The sequence below is a fragment of the Kribbella sp. NPDC043289 genome, assembly GCF_056436705.1.
Map to the genome: position 1 here is coordinate 392,977 of NZ_JBWKCB010000003.1, position 13,982 is coordinate 406,958.

Below are 13,982 nucleotides of genomic sequence, written 5' to 3' on the forward strand. Positions count from 1 at the left end.
CGGACATTTCCCCGCCCACTCCACGTAGCACCGGCGCGTGGCACGGATCGGGTCGGTGATACGGCGGCCGCCTAGGGTGGGCGGGATGTGGACTGGGGACGAGCGGCAGCAGGGCGTGATTCAGCGGGCGCGGGAGGCGTTTGTCGCGGACTCGCGGGTTCTCGCGGTGTACCTGATCGGGAGCTTCGCGACGGGGGCGGCCGACCGGTTCAGCGATGTCGATGTCCATCTGGTGGTGGCTGACGACAGTACGGCGTGGTTCGAGGAGCACTGGGACGACGTACTGCGGGAACTCACCGGGCCGACCGTCCACGCGGACCGGATTCCCGGGCTGATCGGCGGGTTGGGGATCACGCCGGACTGGCTGCACGTGGACCTGATCATCCACCCGCTGGCGTCCTTCGACCGGTTTCAGTACGACGGCGTCAAGGTGCTGTTCGACCGGGACGGGACGCTGTTCCCGGACGGCGACATCGCACCGCAGGGTGGCCGGCCTGGTGAACCGTACTGGCCGGCCGGCACCGTCAACCTCTTCTTCTACTTCCTGGGCAACCTGGTCACAGTCCTCGGTCGTGACGAACGGATCGTCGCGAACCAGGGCGTCGGCGTCGTCCGCGACCAGCTCGTCGCCCTGATGCTCGCCGAACGCGGCGTACGCCGGACCAGCGGAGCCAAGCGCCTCAACGCCCTACTCTCCGACGAACAACGCGACGCCCTCGAAGCCATCCCAGCGGTCGGCACCGACCCGGCCGACGTGATCGCCGCGAACCAGTACATCTGCCGCCAGTTCATCACCCGCGGCACCGCCCTGGCCAAACTCACCGACAACCCGTGGCCCACCGAGTTCGTCGACGCAACCCTCCAACACCTCCACAACCACTTCCACCTCAACTTCACCTAACCCACCGCCGTACGCTCCCCGCATCACTCCCCTTGAGGTTCCTCCGGGGCCGGCTTCTCCGGGAGGTGGCTGGCGGCTTTCTGGCCGGCGGGGCCGAGTTTGTTGAGGGCCTTGCGGACGCCGTCCACGACCGCGTCGCCGACGGGGTTGTCGTTGGTGTCGTCCGGGTCGCCGATCGCGCCGCTCGAGCTGGAATCCACGGGGCCTCCTCGGATTGGTTGCCGCAGGCACAGATGCCCACAGCAACCAACCTACGTCTGCCGGGGACTCACTTCATGTGATAGTTCGCGAACCGGGTCCGCAGATCCTTCTTGGAGAACTTGCCCACCGACGTCTTCGGCACCTCGTCGATGAACTCGACCGCATCCGGCAGCCACCACTTAGCCACCAGCGGCTGCAGGTACTCGAGGATCTCCTCGCCAGTCACATTCGAACCCTCGACACGGACGACGCACGCGAGCGGCCGCTCGTCCCACTTCGGGTGCGGTACGCCGATCACCGCGGCCTCCTTGACCGCGGGATGGGCCATCAAAAGGTTCTCCAGCTCGACCGAGCTGATCCACTCGCCACCGGACTTCACCAGGTCCTTGGTCCGGTCGACGATCCGCACCGAGCCGTACTGGTCGATCGCGGCGACGTCGCCCGTCTTCATCCAGCCGTCCTCGGTGTTCAACTGCGCACCGTCGTCGGGCCGGTAGTACTCCGCGGCGATCCACGGGCCGCGGACCTGCAGCTCACCGGTCACCTCGTCGTCCCAGGGCAGCGGCGTGATCGAGCCGGGTTCGACGATTCGCACCTCGATGCCAGGCAGCGGGAGACCGGCCCGAGCCCGCAGATGCGCCTGCTCCTCCTGCGGGAGATCCGTGTTCCGCGCCGGGACATGGGAAGCGGTCGCCACCGGGCTCGTCTCCGTCATCCCCCACGCCTGCAGGATCGGCCGGCCGAGCTTCTCCCGGAACGCCTCCGACAACGCCTCGGGTACGGCGGACCCGCCGCACGGGATCCGCCGCAACTTGGGGAGTTCGACCCCGTCGAGCAGCGGTAACAGCCCCTGCCAGATCGTCGGCACGCCCGCGGACAGCGTCACCTCCTGCTCCTGCAGCAGCTTGAGAATCCCCTTCGGGCTCATGTCCGGCCCTGGGAACACCAGCGACGCACCCGCCATCGGCGCCGCGTGCGCGAGACCCCAGGCGTTCGCGTGGAACATCGGCACGACCGGCATCACCTTGTCGGTCTCGGTCAGCCCGATGCCGGAGTTGGTGAGGACACCGATCGAGTGCAGCCAGGTGGACCGATGCGAGTAGACGACACCCTTCGGATTCCCCGTCGTACCGCTCGTGTAGCACATCGCGGCGGCCTGGTTCTCGTCGTCGACGTGGAACTCGACCGGGTCCGCAGCGGCGAGCAGCTCCTCGTAGTCGTGGAATCGCGGATCGTCCGGGATCTCGGCGCCCGGCGCACCCGGTGGCAGGTCGTCCATCACGACGATGTGCCGCAGCTGGGTCAGCCGGTCGAGCAGGGGCAGGAACAGCCCAAGCAGCGACCGGTCGACGAAGACGACCTCGTCCTCGGCGTGATTCGCGATGTAGACGACCTGGTCCGGGAAGAGTCTGATGTTGAGCGTGTGCAGCACCCGACCGGTGCAGGGCGCGGCGAAGTACAGCTCCAGGTGGCGGCCCGAGTTCCACGCGAAGGTGGCGACGCGGCCGTCGGGGCTGATCCCGAGCGCGTCCAGGACGCCACCCAGACGTCTGGTGCGGTCGGCCCACTCGCCGTACGTCAGGGTGACCGGCGCCGGCCCGCCGGTGTGCACCGTCTTGTCCGGGTAGAACTGCTCCGCACGACGGAAGATCGTGTCCAGTGACAGCTGGTAGTTCTGCATCAGACCCTTCATGCACACACTGTGCCAGTCGCGATGTCACCTTGACCATGACCTCAACCGGACTTTCTCCGGCACTCTTCCGGAACCGGCGCCTGCGGCAACAGCAATCGACCGATCACCGAAGAACACGTTCGGTTGGTATATGACACGACATACGTGTCGTGTAATATGTCTGGCATGAAGGTTGTCGAGGAGCTTCGCTATCTCGTGCTGGCGATTCAGCGCGAGGGCAACCGGCTGCTCGCGGCCGAGTTGCGCCCGCTGGGCATCACGCCTTCCCAGGCTGAGGTTCTGCGCGTCCTTCGCGACCACGGTCCGATGACGCTCAACGCACTGGGGGCACTACTCGTCTGCGAGACCGGCAACAGTCCGAGCCGGCTTGTGGACCGGCTGGTCGCGCAGGGCCTGGTGAAACGCGGGATCGACCAGGTCGACAAGCGCTATCTCACGCTCAGCCTGACCCCGCAGGGCCGCGCCCTGCACCGCCGCATCATCACCGCGGAGAACCGGCTGCACCGCACGATGCACGACCTTGTCGCCGGCCAGGCGCTCGACGAGACCATCACCACGCTCCGCACCCTCGCCGACGCCTTTCCCGCCGGGGCCGCGCTGGCCCGCCGACGGGGTCCCGCCCTCGCCCACCAGGAGAACTAGTCATGGAACAGGCCACCGAGACCATCCACGCCGGCCAGGCAGCGATCCGTCAGGTCCTGCTCGACGCCCTGGGACTGCCGGAGTGGAACGAGGCGTTCCTCGCCATCGACGGCCCCCGCGAGACCAACCCGGGGACCCGCTACTCACTCCGGGTCCGGCCGGGCTTCTCCGGCGAGCTGCAGTACACGGTCGTCGAGGCGGACCGTGTCGAGATCGTGTGGCACGTCCCGGGCTTCCGTGAGGTCGGGACGTGGACCATCGGAGCGGACAGCCGGGTCACCCACACGTTCGAGCAGTCCGGCCCGCTCGCGACCGTCCTGCGCCCGGCGTACCGGAACATCGCGACCATCCGGCTGGCCCGCCTCGCCAACCGCGTCCGGCAAGTGCAACTGGCCCATACCGCCTGACACGTGCGCGAACTACGCTCACGCCATGCTGACGAAGGTCCGTGACACCAGGCTGTACGTCGACCAGCGCGGGCCCGAGGACGCGCCGCCGCTGCTGTTCGTCCACGGCGGCCCCGGCGCGGGCTCATACGACTTCCTGGCCTTCCAGGGCGACCACCTCGGCGAGAGCTTCCGGCTGATCGCCGTGGACCAGCGCGGAGTGCAGCAGTCCGACCCACTCACCGGACCGGTCACGGAACAGGACCTGGTCGCCGACTACGAGGCCCTGCGCGAGCAGCTCGGCATCGAACGCTGGGCGGTCCTCGGCCACTCGTACGGCGGCCGCATCGCACTCCGGTACACCGTCGCGCACCCGGACTCGATCACCAAAGTCGTCTTCGAGAACCCCGGCTGGGACATGGTGCTCGCTACCGACACCCTCGTCCGGGCCGCGCTGCCACTGCTCCCCGGCGCTGAGGTCCCACCGCACACCGGCCCAGCGACGAAGGCCATTTGGGACGAACGCACCGATCTGCTCGCCCAGCTCGGCGACCGGCGCATGGAGATCTACCTCGGCCCGGACTCCCGCGACCTCCAGATGCCCGCGGACACCGAGATCTCCGACGAGTACCACGAGCGGTCCGGTCACTTCTCCGAGCAGATCACCACATCGGCCAGCTTCGGCGAGCCGCTGCTGCCGTCGCTCGCCAAGCTGTCCCACCCCGCCCTACTGATCAAAGGCGAGTACGACCCGGTCACCAGCCCGGAGGAGATCGCGCTGTTCCGCTCCGACGTACCGAACGGCACCTATTACTACGCGACCGGCGCCGGTCACTTCGTGCACGCCGAGCAGCCGGACCTCTTCACCCGGCTGGTGACCGACTACCTCAGCTGAACGCGAGCGGGACGGCCCGCTTGTGAGCGGTACGGCGGTGCGTCGCGATGATCCGGCTCGCCGCCTTCTCGTCCACGTCGTTGCCCTCGAGGAAGTCGTCGATCTCGTCGTACGTCACGCCCAGCACGTCCTCGTCCGGGACGCCCGGGTTGTTCGACTCCAGGTCGGCGGTCGGGACCTTGCCGGTGATGTCCGGCGACGCACCGAGCCGCTCGCCCACCGCGCGGACGCGGCGCTTGGACAGCCCGGACAGCGGCGTGAGGTCGCAGGCGCCGTCGCCGTACTTCGTGAAGAAGCCCATCACCGCCTCCGCCGCGTGGTCCGTGCCGACGACCAGACCGCCGCGGGCACCGGCCACGACGTACTGCGCGACCATCCGCTGGCGAGCCTTGATGTTGCCGACGTGGAAGTCCTCACGGTCGCCGAGCCCGGCGTGCCGGACCGACTCGACCATGGCGTCGGTGGCCGGCTTCACGTCGACGACCAGCGTCTCGTCCGGCTTGATGAACTCCAGTGAGCGCTGCGCGTCCGCCTCGTCGGCCTGGACGCCGTACGGCAGCCGCATCGCGACGAACGTCGCCTGACCGCCCTCCGCCCGCACCCGCTCGACCGCGAGCTGGCACAGGCGCCCCGCGGCGGCGGAGTCGACCCCGCCACTGATCCCGAGCACGTACGCCGTCGCGCCGGTCCGCCGGAGCCGGTCAGCCAGGAACTCGACCCGCTGCTCGATCTCGCCGTCCACGTCGAACGTCGCCGGCACGCCGAGCTCGGCGATGATCAGTTCCTGCAGGTAACCGCTCTCGGGGTTCATCGATCTCCTCAGTCTTGGGGAGACCAAGCCTAGACATGAGGATTCCCCGCGCACCCGGAAGAGCTCACTTACCCTTGCTGCCTTCCGGCCCTGGGGGGTTTGGGCGAGATACCGCCACGCGGGGAACCAGCCATGAGTGTACGGGATCGAGTCACCGCGCCCGAAATCCGGCACGGCATTTACTACCCGTCGCGCACAACGGAAGCCCCGATCGGCCTCTGGTGCGCCCTGAGCGAACAGGGGTGCGGGGTCCGCCGATCGGGTTCAAGCTGGGTGGGTGACGGATCATCAATTCGGCCCGTTCGGGATCACCACCGGGCTCGACAGCAGTGCGGAGTCCATCGCGGCGGCGCGAGCGGCCGAAGAGCTCGGGTACCCGGTGATCTGGCTGTCCGGCGGGCCACTGCCCGGACTGCAGACGATCACCGACCTGGTCGGGGCCACGACGTCGATCCGGTTCGTCAGCGGGATTCTGGCGGTGGTGAAATACAGCGCGGCCGACGTGAGCGCGAGGTACGCCGTACTGGAGACGATCGCGCCGGGGCGGTTCACCGTCGGTCTGGGTGGGGCTCACGGCGCTAAGCCGCTCGCCACGCTCAACGCCTACCTGGACGAGGTCGACGTACCTGTGGAGCGTCTGGTGCTCGCTGCGCTCGGTCCGCAGATGCTGAAGCTTGCCGGCGAGCGGACTGCCGGCGCGTACCCGTTCCTGACCACTGCGTCGTACTCTGCCGAGGCGCGGAAGGTCCTGGGCCCGGACAAGCTCCTGGCCGTCAGTCACCTCGTTGTCGTCGAGAACGACGCGGACCGGGCGCGCAGCATCGCGCGGGACACCATCAGCTTCTTCACCCACATCCCGGGGTACGTCGCCTCGCTGAAGCGGCAGGGGTTCACTGACAGCGACCTGTCCGAGCTGCCGGACGACATGGTCGATTCACTCGCCGCGTGGGGCAGTCCGGCCGACATCAAGGCCAAACTGACCGAACACCTCGACGCCGGCGCCGACCACGTCGCAGTCAACGTCCTCACCGGCGTGACCGGCCCACAGCCGGTCGAGCAGTGGCAGGCGCTAGCTCCCGTGCTGCTCAGGTAGCTGCTTCTCGTACAGCCGGTATCCCGGGCCGGACTCGATCAGCTCCTGCAGCGCCTCGACGTTCCCCGGCCCGATCGGCCGCAGCACCAACTCCGCCATACGCGCGACCCTAGCCGCCGCCCCGATTTCGGATTCGCCACCACCGCCCGGTATCCTCTCGGCTTGGAGGATTCGCCTAGAGGCCTAGGGCGCACGCTTGGAAAGCGTGTTGGGGGCAACCCCTCACGAGTTCGAATCTCGTATCCTCCGCCAGTCTCCCAGAGACAACCGGAAACCCCGTTCTGCAGGTCAGAGCGGGGTTCTCGCGTTTCGGAGGCACCCACGGCGGGGCAGCCGGGCCCCGGTCGACGGAGCAGGAGGAACGAGTGGCACAGATCATCGCCGAGGTCTCGCGGACGTTCAACGAGTTCCTGCTGCTGCCGAACCGGACCCGGACCGACTGCTCACCGGGGACGGTCGACCTGCGCACGCCCCTGGTGCGGCACCGTGTGGGGGAACCATCAGCGATCGAGCTGAGCTCCCCGTTCACCTCCGCGATCATGCAGGCGGTCAGTACGCCGGAACTCGCCATCGCGCTCGCGCGCAACGGCGGCCTGAGCTTTGTGCACCACAACCAGCCGATCCAGGACCAGGCCGCTGCGGTCCGCCGGGTGAAGAACTTCAAGGCCGGATTCGTCACCAGCGACACCAACGTCCGTCCCGACGACACTCTGAGCGTGCTGGTCGACGTCATGCGCCGCACTGGCCACAGCACCGCCGCGGTCACCCACGACGGGACCGCCACCGGGCGCCTGCTCGGCCTGGTGACCTCCCGGGACTTCCACCCCCAGCGACACGACCTCGGCGGACCGGTGAGCGGCCGGATGACCCCCATGCCGGACCTGCCCCACGCCGGGCCCGACACCACGCTCTCCGAGGCCAACGCCCGGTTGTGGGACGAACGGCTCGACTGTCTCCCGGTGGTGGGCGACGAGGGCCACCTGCAACATCTGGTCTTCCGATCGGACTACGCCGACAACAAGCGCTTCCCGCACCAGATCGTCGACGCCGCCAAGCGTCTGCGTGTCGGCGCTGGCATCAACACCCACGACTACCAGGAGCGAGTCCCCGCCTTGCTGGAAGCGGGCGCGGACGCCCTGTGCTTCGACTCCTCCGACGGCTACAGCGACTGGCAGGCAGAGGCCCTGACCTGGGTGAAGAAGCAGTATCCCGAGATCCCGGTCGGCGGTGGCAACGTGGTCGACGGCGAGGCGTTCACCTTCCTCGCCGAGGCCGGTGCCGACTTCGTCAAGGTCGGTGTGGGCGGCGGATCCATCTGCATCACCCGTGACCAGAAGGGCATCGGCCGCGGCCAGGCCAGCGCGGTCCTGGATGTCGCCGCGGCGCGGGACGCGTTCCACGAACGCACCGGCGAGTACGTGCCGATCTGCTCCGACGGCGGCCTGGTCCACGACTACCACGTGGCCTTGGCGCTGGCGATGGGCGCCGACTTCGTGATGATGGGCCGGTACTTCGCCCGGTTCGACCAAGCCGCCGGCGCGAAGCTCCCGACCCGGGACGGCTTCGTCAAGGAGTACTGGGGCGAAGGCTCGAACCGTGCCCGCAACTGGCAGCGCTACGGCCAGGGCGGTCAGGGTCTGATCTTCGAGGAAGGCGTCGACGGCTACGTCCCGTACGCCGGCGACCTCGACGAGGGCCTCGCCGTGACCATCGCCAAGCTCAAGACCACGATGGTCTCCTGCGGGTCCACCACACTGCCGGAGTTCCAGTCCACCGCCCGGCTCACTCTGGTCTCCGAGCAGAGCTTCCAGGAGAGCCACGCCAGCGTCACTCTCCGAGACACCCCAGCAACGATCGTCTGAGGCGCGGGTCAGGGCAGGTTGGACAGGGCCTGGTGGAGGAAGGCGTCGCGGCTGGCGGTGGCTGTAGCGGCGTACAGCGTGGTTGGGGTGTTGAGGGCGGCTACTGCGTCCCAGTAGGCGACGTGGTCGGCTTTGCGGCCGGTGGCTTGTTCCCAGCCGGTCAGGACGTGGGCGGGGGCGTCCGAGCCGAAGCTGATGGCGACCTGTTTGCGGAGCTCGGACAGGTCCACACCGGGAGCGCCTACGCCTGCGGTCTTCCAGTCGATGAAGGCGGTCAGACGGTCGCCGGTCCACACGATGTTGCCGGGCCAAACGTCGCCATGGAGGAACACGGTCTCCTCAGGCGGTAGCCCATGGGCGGTGACCAGGGTGTCGGCCTGCTGGAGGAGGGGCGTGGTCGGCATGCGTCCGGCGCGACGGTCGGCGGCGAAGTCGTCCACGGCGATCGGACGGGGACGGAACGGCAGGTGCTCCCGCGGAGACATCTGGAGAGCGTGCAGAGCAGTCAGTGCAGCACCGGCGGCGCGCAGGCTCGCAGGTGTTCCCAACGCCCAGTCCGTGGTCCCAGGAACCACTGTTTCAAGAGACGCCGGTACGCCGGCATGCTCGCCGGTCAGGTCCGCGGCCAGCAGACGTGGCGCCGGCAACTGATGGCGATCAGCCACCTGTAGTGCCGCGGCAGCGGTGGCGATCATGCCGGCGCCGATGCGTGGAGTAGGTGCGCGCAGGATGCACCGGGTCGAGCCGGCGACCAGCAGCCACGGGCCTTGGGCACCGTGCAGTGGTCGGACTTCGCGGATCGGCGCGCCACAACAGGTGGCGGCCCAGGCAACTGTGGTTTCCCTCATGGCCGAGTTTACGTCCCCGTCAATGGTCTCCAGGGGTAATGAGGCCCGTTTCGTAGGCAAGGACGACAGCCTGGGCTCGGTCTCGCAGGGCGAGCTTGGCGAAGATCCGGGCCGCGTGGGTCTTCGCGGTGGCTTCGCTGAGCGTCAGCGCGGCGGCGATCTCGGCGTTGGACAGCCCCTGGCCCATGAGTGTGAGGACCTCTAGCTCACGGGGGGTGAGGCTGGAGAGGCCGCGGTGTACGGCGGGCTGAGTGGCAGTCGATGTGGCGAACCGTTCGACCAGACGGCGGGTGATGGACGGGGCCAGGAGGGCGTCGCCAGTGGTGACCAGGCGGACGGCGGCGGCCAGGTGCTCGGGCGTGACGTCCTTGAGCAAGAACCCGCTGGCGCCGGCCGCGAGGGCGGCGTACACGTAGCGGTCGAGATCGAAGGTCGTGAGGATCAGGACGCGGCAGTCGGTCGGCGTGGCGAGGATGCGCCGGGTGGCTTCCAGACCGTCCATCGTGGGCATGCGGATGTCCATCAGGACGACGTCGGGACGCAGGCGCCGTACGGCGTCCACTGCTTCCTCGCCGTCCGCGGCCTCTCCGACGACCTCGATGCCGCGAGCGGCGAGGATCATCCGGAAGCCGGTCCGTACCAGGGCCTGGTCGTCCGCGATCACCACTCGCGTCGTCATGGGCGTTCCAGCGGCAGCTTGGCCCGAACGCGGAAGCCACCACCGAGTCGGCGGCGCGCGTCCAGGTCCCCGCCGTACACGGCCACCCGTTGCTTCAGGCCACGGAGACCGCGGCCGTCGCCCTCGGGAGCCGGTGGGCGTCCACCGGTGAGGATGCTTGGCCCGGTGTTGAGGATCTCCAGGCGAAGGGCGTGCGGGGCATAGCGGACCGTCACCTCAGCTCTGACGCCGTCACCGTGCTTGAGCGCGTTGGTGAGGGCCTCCTGAATGATGCGGTACGCCGTGACGTCCACGCCGGTCGGCAAGTCACAGGGGTCACCAGAGATGCGTACTTCGACAGGTAAGCCAGCGAACGCGGTCCGGTCGATCAGAGTGCTCAGCTGAGCCAGACTCGGCTGTGGAGACAGTGCCTCGTCCGAGTCGTCCTTGGGCACGAGCACACCGAGCAGATGCCGCAGCTCAGCCATGGTGTCGCGACCGGCGGCCTCAACAGCCAGCAGGGCCGACTCAGCCTGCTCCGGCTCATTGACAAGGACATGCCGCGCCGCACCGGCCTGAATGACCATCACGCTGACGTTGTGACTCACGATGTCGTGCAGATCGTGAGCTATCCGCGCACGCTCGGCGTCGACTGCGCTCCGGGCGGCTGTCTCGCGTTCGCGCTCCAGCAGCCACCCGCGCTCCTCCAGCGCCCGCGCGTGCGCACGCCGTGCACGGACCAGTGCGAGCGCCAGCAGCCCGGCCAACACGGCCAGTGCCGCGACAACTAACCACAGGATGGTCACGAGGTCCACTGTCCCAAAGGCATAGGACGCTACGCATCATCCGCGAGGCGCACCGCCGTACATCTCCAGGATGACGGCTTCCGGACTTTACGTCGGCAGGGTGACGTCAGCGGGCTTCGAGCGGACCTAGCGTGAGCAGCATGACGGACGACGTAGGCAACGCAGAGGCGGTCGTACAGCTCACCGCAGTGCGCAAGGAGTACGGCGAATCCCTCGCGCTCGACGGAGTGTCGCTGGAGATCCACGCCGGTGAGGCGGTCGCGGTGATGGGACCGTCCGGCAGCGGCAAGTCCACACTGCTCAGCATGGTCGCGGGGCTGGACCGGCCGACGTCGGGCTCCGTCGTGGTGCACGGCGACGACCTGGGCACGATGGACGAGAAGGGGCTGGCCCTGTTCCGCCGCCGGCGGATCGGGATGATCTTCCAGTTCTTCAACCTGCTGGACGACCTGTCCGCCCTCGACAACGTGGCACTGGCCGCACAGCTCACCGGTACTTCGGCCCCGCACGCGCGCAAGCGTGCACTCGAGCTCTTCGAGGAGCTGGGCATCGCCGGCCGACGCAACACCTATCCGGCGCAGCTGAGCGGCGGTGAACGGCAACGAGTCGCGGTCGCGCGCGCACTGATGAACCGACCAGCCGTCCTGCTCGCCGACGAACCGACAGGTGCCCTGGACACCCGGTCCGGCGAGCAGGTCATGGATCTGCTGCTGGACCTCAACCAAATCGGCCAGACGCTTCTACTGGTGACACACGACCAGCAGCTCGCGACACGCTGCGCCAGCCGAGTCATCGACTTCGTCGACGGGCAGATCGCCGGCGAACGCAGCCTGGAGCGTACGTCGTGACCGCGGTCTGGCCGGTGTCGCGAGCAGCGGTACGACGGCGTCGCGTGCAGACCGTGGTGATCGGCGTGGTCGTACTGCTCTCCACAACGATGATTGTGGTCGCGCTGGGACTGCTGGCCGCCTCGAGCGGTCCGTTCGACCAGGCGTACGCCAAACAGAGCGGTGCGCAGCTGGCCGCGTCGTACGACCGGACCAAGGTCACCGACTCCCAGTTGACCGAGGCTGGGCGGAATGCGCCGGCTACGGCCGGACCGTTCGCTCAGGCGACGCTGGACGTCTCTCAGCCGCCGATGCTCGGGTCGCTGGTGATTGTGGGCCGCGCGGATCCAGGTGGCGTCGTCGACCGGCTCAATGTCTGGAAGGGGCACTGGGCGGACAAGCCGGGGGAGATCGTGCTCAACCGGAACCCCACCGACTCCGCCGGACATGGCACGCCGCAGCTGAACGGGACGCTGACGATGCCGGACGGTCGGACGCTGACCATCGTCGGCTTCGCGTACAGCGTCAGCCAGTCGGCGGACGCATGGGTCAGCCCAGCGCAGATGAGCGAGTTGAAGCCGACGTCAACGCAGATGCTCTATCGGTTCGCCCACGCGGCGACGAACGCGGAGGTGACGGCCGGCCAGAACGCGGTGACCGCAGGGCTTCCGTCTGGCGCTCTGCTCGGCGCACAGTCCTACCTGGCGTTGCGGGCAGCCGCGGCAGGTGAGCCAAACACGTTCGTACCGTTCTTGATGATGTTCGGCTGGCTGGGGCTAGCGGTCGCCGTACTGATCGTTGCGAACGTCGTCAGCGGTGCCGTGGTCGCCGGCTTCAAGCACATTGGCGTATTGAAGGCACTGGGGTTCACCCCGACACAGGTGCTGGCTGTGTACCTCGGGATGGTGTCGATCCCTGCTGTCGTCGGCTGTGCCGGTGGAGTTGTTCTGGGCAACATACTCGCCACTTCCCTGCTGACGAGGGCTTTCGAGAGCTACGGAGCCGGTGGCCTCGGCGTACCCGTCTGGGTCGACGTCGCCACCCTGATCGGCGTACCTGCTCTCGTGGCACTGTCTGCGTTGGCGCCTGCGCTGAGGGCGCGGAGTCTGTCGGCAGCACAGGCGATCAGTGCTGGAAGCGCACCGCGAGCTGGGCGCGGTCTGACGGTACAGAGGTGGTTGAGCGGGACTCGCCTGCCACGGTCGGTCAGTCTGGGCTTGGGACTGCCATTTGCCCGTCCTGGACGCACGGCGTTGACGCTGGCAGCTGTGGTGCTCGGCGTCACCAGCGTGACCTTGGCGGTGGGGCTCGGGAAGTCGCTGACGACGTACCAGCAGGCTGCCAGTCGGGTGAACGCCGTTGACCTGACCTTCTTCGCCGGTCCGAATGGAGCTAGTCCAAGCGACCCCAATGGCCCGCCTGGTGCGAAGTTGAGTGACGCGGAGGACGAGGCGGTACTCCGGTCCACGCCAGGCGTCACGTCGGTCGCAGCGATGGCTGAGCTGGACCTGCGGATCGCTGGTACGCAGACCGACCTGCGGACGTCGTTCTACCGCGGGGACTTCGATCAGCTCGGGTACCGCATCCTGGCTGGGCGCTGGTTCGACGGACCGGGAGAGGTGGTCGTGTCGGAACGCTTCCTGCGGCAGCGGGGGCTTGCGGTCGGCGACACGATCACACTGCAAGGACAGGGCAAGACTGTGCGCGCACAGATCGTCGGGAAGGCGATGTACAACTCTGCCGACGAGGTGCTGTCCAACTGGTCGACACTCGCGCTGATCGCTCCGAAACTGCGTGCGAACCTCTATGAGGTCAATGTGAAGCCCGGAACCGATCTGAACGCGGTCGTGCAGGCTGTGCAGGCAAAGGACTCCGGACTGCAGCAGGCAGATGGCCAGGACGCCGGCACCTTCGTCACCGTGGTCCTCGCGACCGTAGTACTGCTCACGCTGATGCTGGGAACCGTCGCGGCACTGGGTGTCTTCAACACCGTCGTACTCAACACCCGCGAACGGCGCCGCGACCTGGGCATGCTCAAGTCGATCGGGATGACGCCCGCACAGGTCACTGTGATGGTCGTGACGTCCATGACCGCGCTGGGCGCCATTGGTGGCCTGTTGGGCATTCCGCTCGGCATCATCGCCCACCGCCTGGTCGTTCCCGCTATGGCGAACGGTGCCCAGATAGAGCTCCCGTCGTTCATGCTGCACGTCTTCCCCGTCGGTCTGCTGGCCCTCCTGGTCCTGGCCGGCATGCTGATCGCGGCCGCCGGCGCCTACTTCCCCGCCCGCGCAGCCGCCCGTACCACCATCGCCGAGGTCCTCCACAACGAGTAATTCCGGTTGCTTGGCGGGCTCGA

General features: G+C 68.0%; 15 protein-coding genes, 1 tRNA gene and 1 other RNA gene. 9 read left to right on the forward strand and 8 right to left on the reverse strand.

Annotated features, from left to right (window positions below; all coding sequences use genetic code 11):
* Positions 1-85: 85 nt before the first annotated feature.
* Positions 86-901: a nucleotidyltransferase domain-containing protein gene (locus AC0662_RS20150; RefSeq protein ID WP_478302358.1), complete on the forward strand. Its 816-nt coding sequence runs from the start codon at positions 86-88 to the stop codon at positions 899-901.
* 23 nt (positions 902-924) lie between these two features.
* Here AC0662_RS20150 and AC0662_RS20155 read toward each other — a convergent pair whose 3' ends face one another.
* Complete coding sequence (locus tag AC0662_RS20155; protein ID WP_478302360.1) at positions 925-1,101, reverse strand: hypothetical protein; 177 nt, start codon at positions 1,099-1,101, stop codon at positions 925-927.
* Positions 1,102-1,169: 68 nt separating this feature from the next.
* Positions 1,170-2,795 (reverse strand): long-chain fatty acid--CoA ligase, encoded by a 1,626-nt coding sequence (locus AC0662_RS20160; RefSeq protein WP_478302362.1) that lies wholly within the window; start codon positions 2,793-2,795, stop codon positions 1,170-1,172.
* A 165-nt stretch (positions 2,796-2,960) separates the two neighbouring features.
* Here AC0662_RS20160 and AC0662_RS20165 point away from each other — a divergent pair, with 165 nt between their 5' ends.
* The 3 genes from AC0662_RS20165 to AC0662_RS20175 are packed head-to-tail and all read left to right on the forward strand — an operon-like array spanning position 2,961 to position 4,718.
* Positions 2,961-3,437, forward strand: a complete 477-nt coding sequence (locus tag AC0662_RS20165; RefSeq protein WP_452197812.1) for a MarR family winged helix-turn-helix transcriptional regulator — start codon at positions 2,961-2,963, stop codon at positions 3,435-3,437.
* Positions 3,438-3,439: 2 nt separating this feature from the next.
* A complete protein-coding gene (locus tag AC0662_RS20170; protein WP_452197810.1) occupies positions 3,440-3,844 on the forward strand; it encodes an SRPBCC family protein in 405 nt (134 codons plus the stop codon).
* Positions 3,845-3,869: 25 nt separating this feature from the next.
* Entirely contained in the window at positions 3,870-4,718 is an 849-nt protein-coding gene (locus tag AC0662_RS20175) for an alpha/beta fold hydrolase (RefSeq protein ID WP_478302365.1), read from the forward strand.
* Here the strand turns inward: AC0662_RS20175 and nadE are convergent.
* On the reverse strand, positions 4,711-5,529 hold the full coding sequence (gene nadE / locus AC0662_RS20180; RefSeq protein WP_452197807.1) for an ammonia-dependent NAD(+) synthetase: 819 nt from the start codon (positions 5,527-5,529) through the stop codon (positions 4,711-4,713). The two genes, AC0662_RS20175 and nadE, sit on opposite strands and share 8 nt — an antisense overlap.
* A gap of 34 nt (positions 5,530-5,563) precedes the next feature.
* Positions 5,564-5,660, reverse strand: an RNA gene (ffs, locus tag AC0662_RS20185) — signal recognition particle sRNA small type.
* Between the two features lie 146 nt (positions 5,661-5,806).
* Here ffs and AC0662_RS20190 point away from each other — a divergent pair.
* The gene (locus tag AC0662_RS20190; RefSeq protein WP_452197805.1) at positions 5,807-6,622 is read left to right on the forward strand and encodes a TIGR03620 family F420-dependent LLM class oxidoreductase; all 816 of its coding nucleotides are present in this window, start codon (positions 5,807-5,809) and stop codon (positions 6,620-6,622) included.
* On the opposite strand, the gene AC0662_RS20195 is transcribed toward AC0662_RS20190, so the two are convergent.
* Positions 6,599-6,721 carry a hypothetical protein gene (locus AC0662_RS20195; protein WP_478302368.1) on the reverse strand — a complete coding sequence of 41 codons (123 nt, stop codon included), beginning with the start codon at positions 6,719-6,721 and terminating at the stop codon, positions 6,599-6,601. The genes AC0662_RS20190 and AC0662_RS20195 overlap by 24 nt on opposite strands.
* Before the next feature lie 65 nt (positions 6,722-6,786).
* Between AC0662_RS20195 and AC0662_RS20200 the strand changes: the two genes are divergently transcribed.
* Together AC0662_RS20200 and AC0662_RS20205 are read left to right on the forward strand one after the other, a co-directional pair.
* Positions 6,787-6,874, forward strand: a tRNA-Ser gene (locus AC0662_RS20200).
* 113 nt (positions 6,875-6,987) lie between these two features.
* Positions 6,988-8,484, forward strand: coding sequence for an IMP dehydrogenase (locus tag AC0662_RS20205; protein ID WP_478302370.1), 1,497 nt, complete (start codon positions 6,988-6,990; stop codon positions 8,482-8,484).
* Positions 8,485-8,492: 8 nt separating this feature from the next.
* Here AC0662_RS20205 and AC0662_RS20210 read toward each other — a convergent pair whose 3' ends face one another.
* Genes AC0662_RS20210 through AC0662_RS20220 form a run of 3 tightly spaced genes read right to left on the reverse strand, consistent with a single transcriptional unit; the run spans position 8,493 to position 10,796 of the window.
* On the reverse strand, positions 8,493-9,332 hold the full coding sequence (locus AC0662_RS20210) for an aminoglycoside phosphotransferase family protein (protein WP_478302372.1): 840 nt from the start codon (positions 9,330-9,332) through the stop codon (positions 8,493-8,495).
* A gap of 19 nt (positions 9,333-9,351) precedes the next feature.
* Positions 9,352-10,011, reverse strand: a complete 660-nt coding sequence (locus AC0662_RS20215) for a response regulator (protein ID WP_452197798.1) — start codon at positions 10,009-10,011, stop codon at positions 9,352-9,354.
* Complete coding sequence (locus AC0662_RS20220; protein ID WP_478302374.1) at positions 10,008-10,796, reverse strand: sensor histidine kinase; 789 nt, start codon at positions 10,794-10,796, stop codon at positions 10,008-10,010. Before AC0662_RS20220 ends, AC0662_RS20215 begins: the two co-directional genes overlap by 4 nt.
* A gap of 140 nt (positions 10,797-10,936) precedes the next feature.
* Between AC0662_RS20220 and AC0662_RS20225 the strand changes: the two genes are divergently transcribed.
* Both AC0662_RS20225 and AC0662_RS20230 read left to right on the forward strand, forming a co-directional pair.
* Positions 10,937-11,644: an ABC transporter ATP-binding protein gene (locus AC0662_RS20225; RefSeq protein WP_478302376.1), complete on the forward strand. Its 708-nt coding sequence runs from the start codon at positions 10,937-10,939 to the stop codon at positions 11,642-11,644.
* On the forward strand, positions 11,641-13,959 hold the full coding sequence (locus AC0662_RS20230) for an ABC transporter permease (protein WP_478302378.1): 2,319 nt from the start codon (positions 11,641-11,643) through the stop codon (positions 13,957-13,959). The genes AC0662_RS20225 and AC0662_RS20230 overlap by 4 nt, the downstream gene beginning before the upstream one ends.
* Positions 13,960-13,982 lie beyond the last annotated feature (23 nt).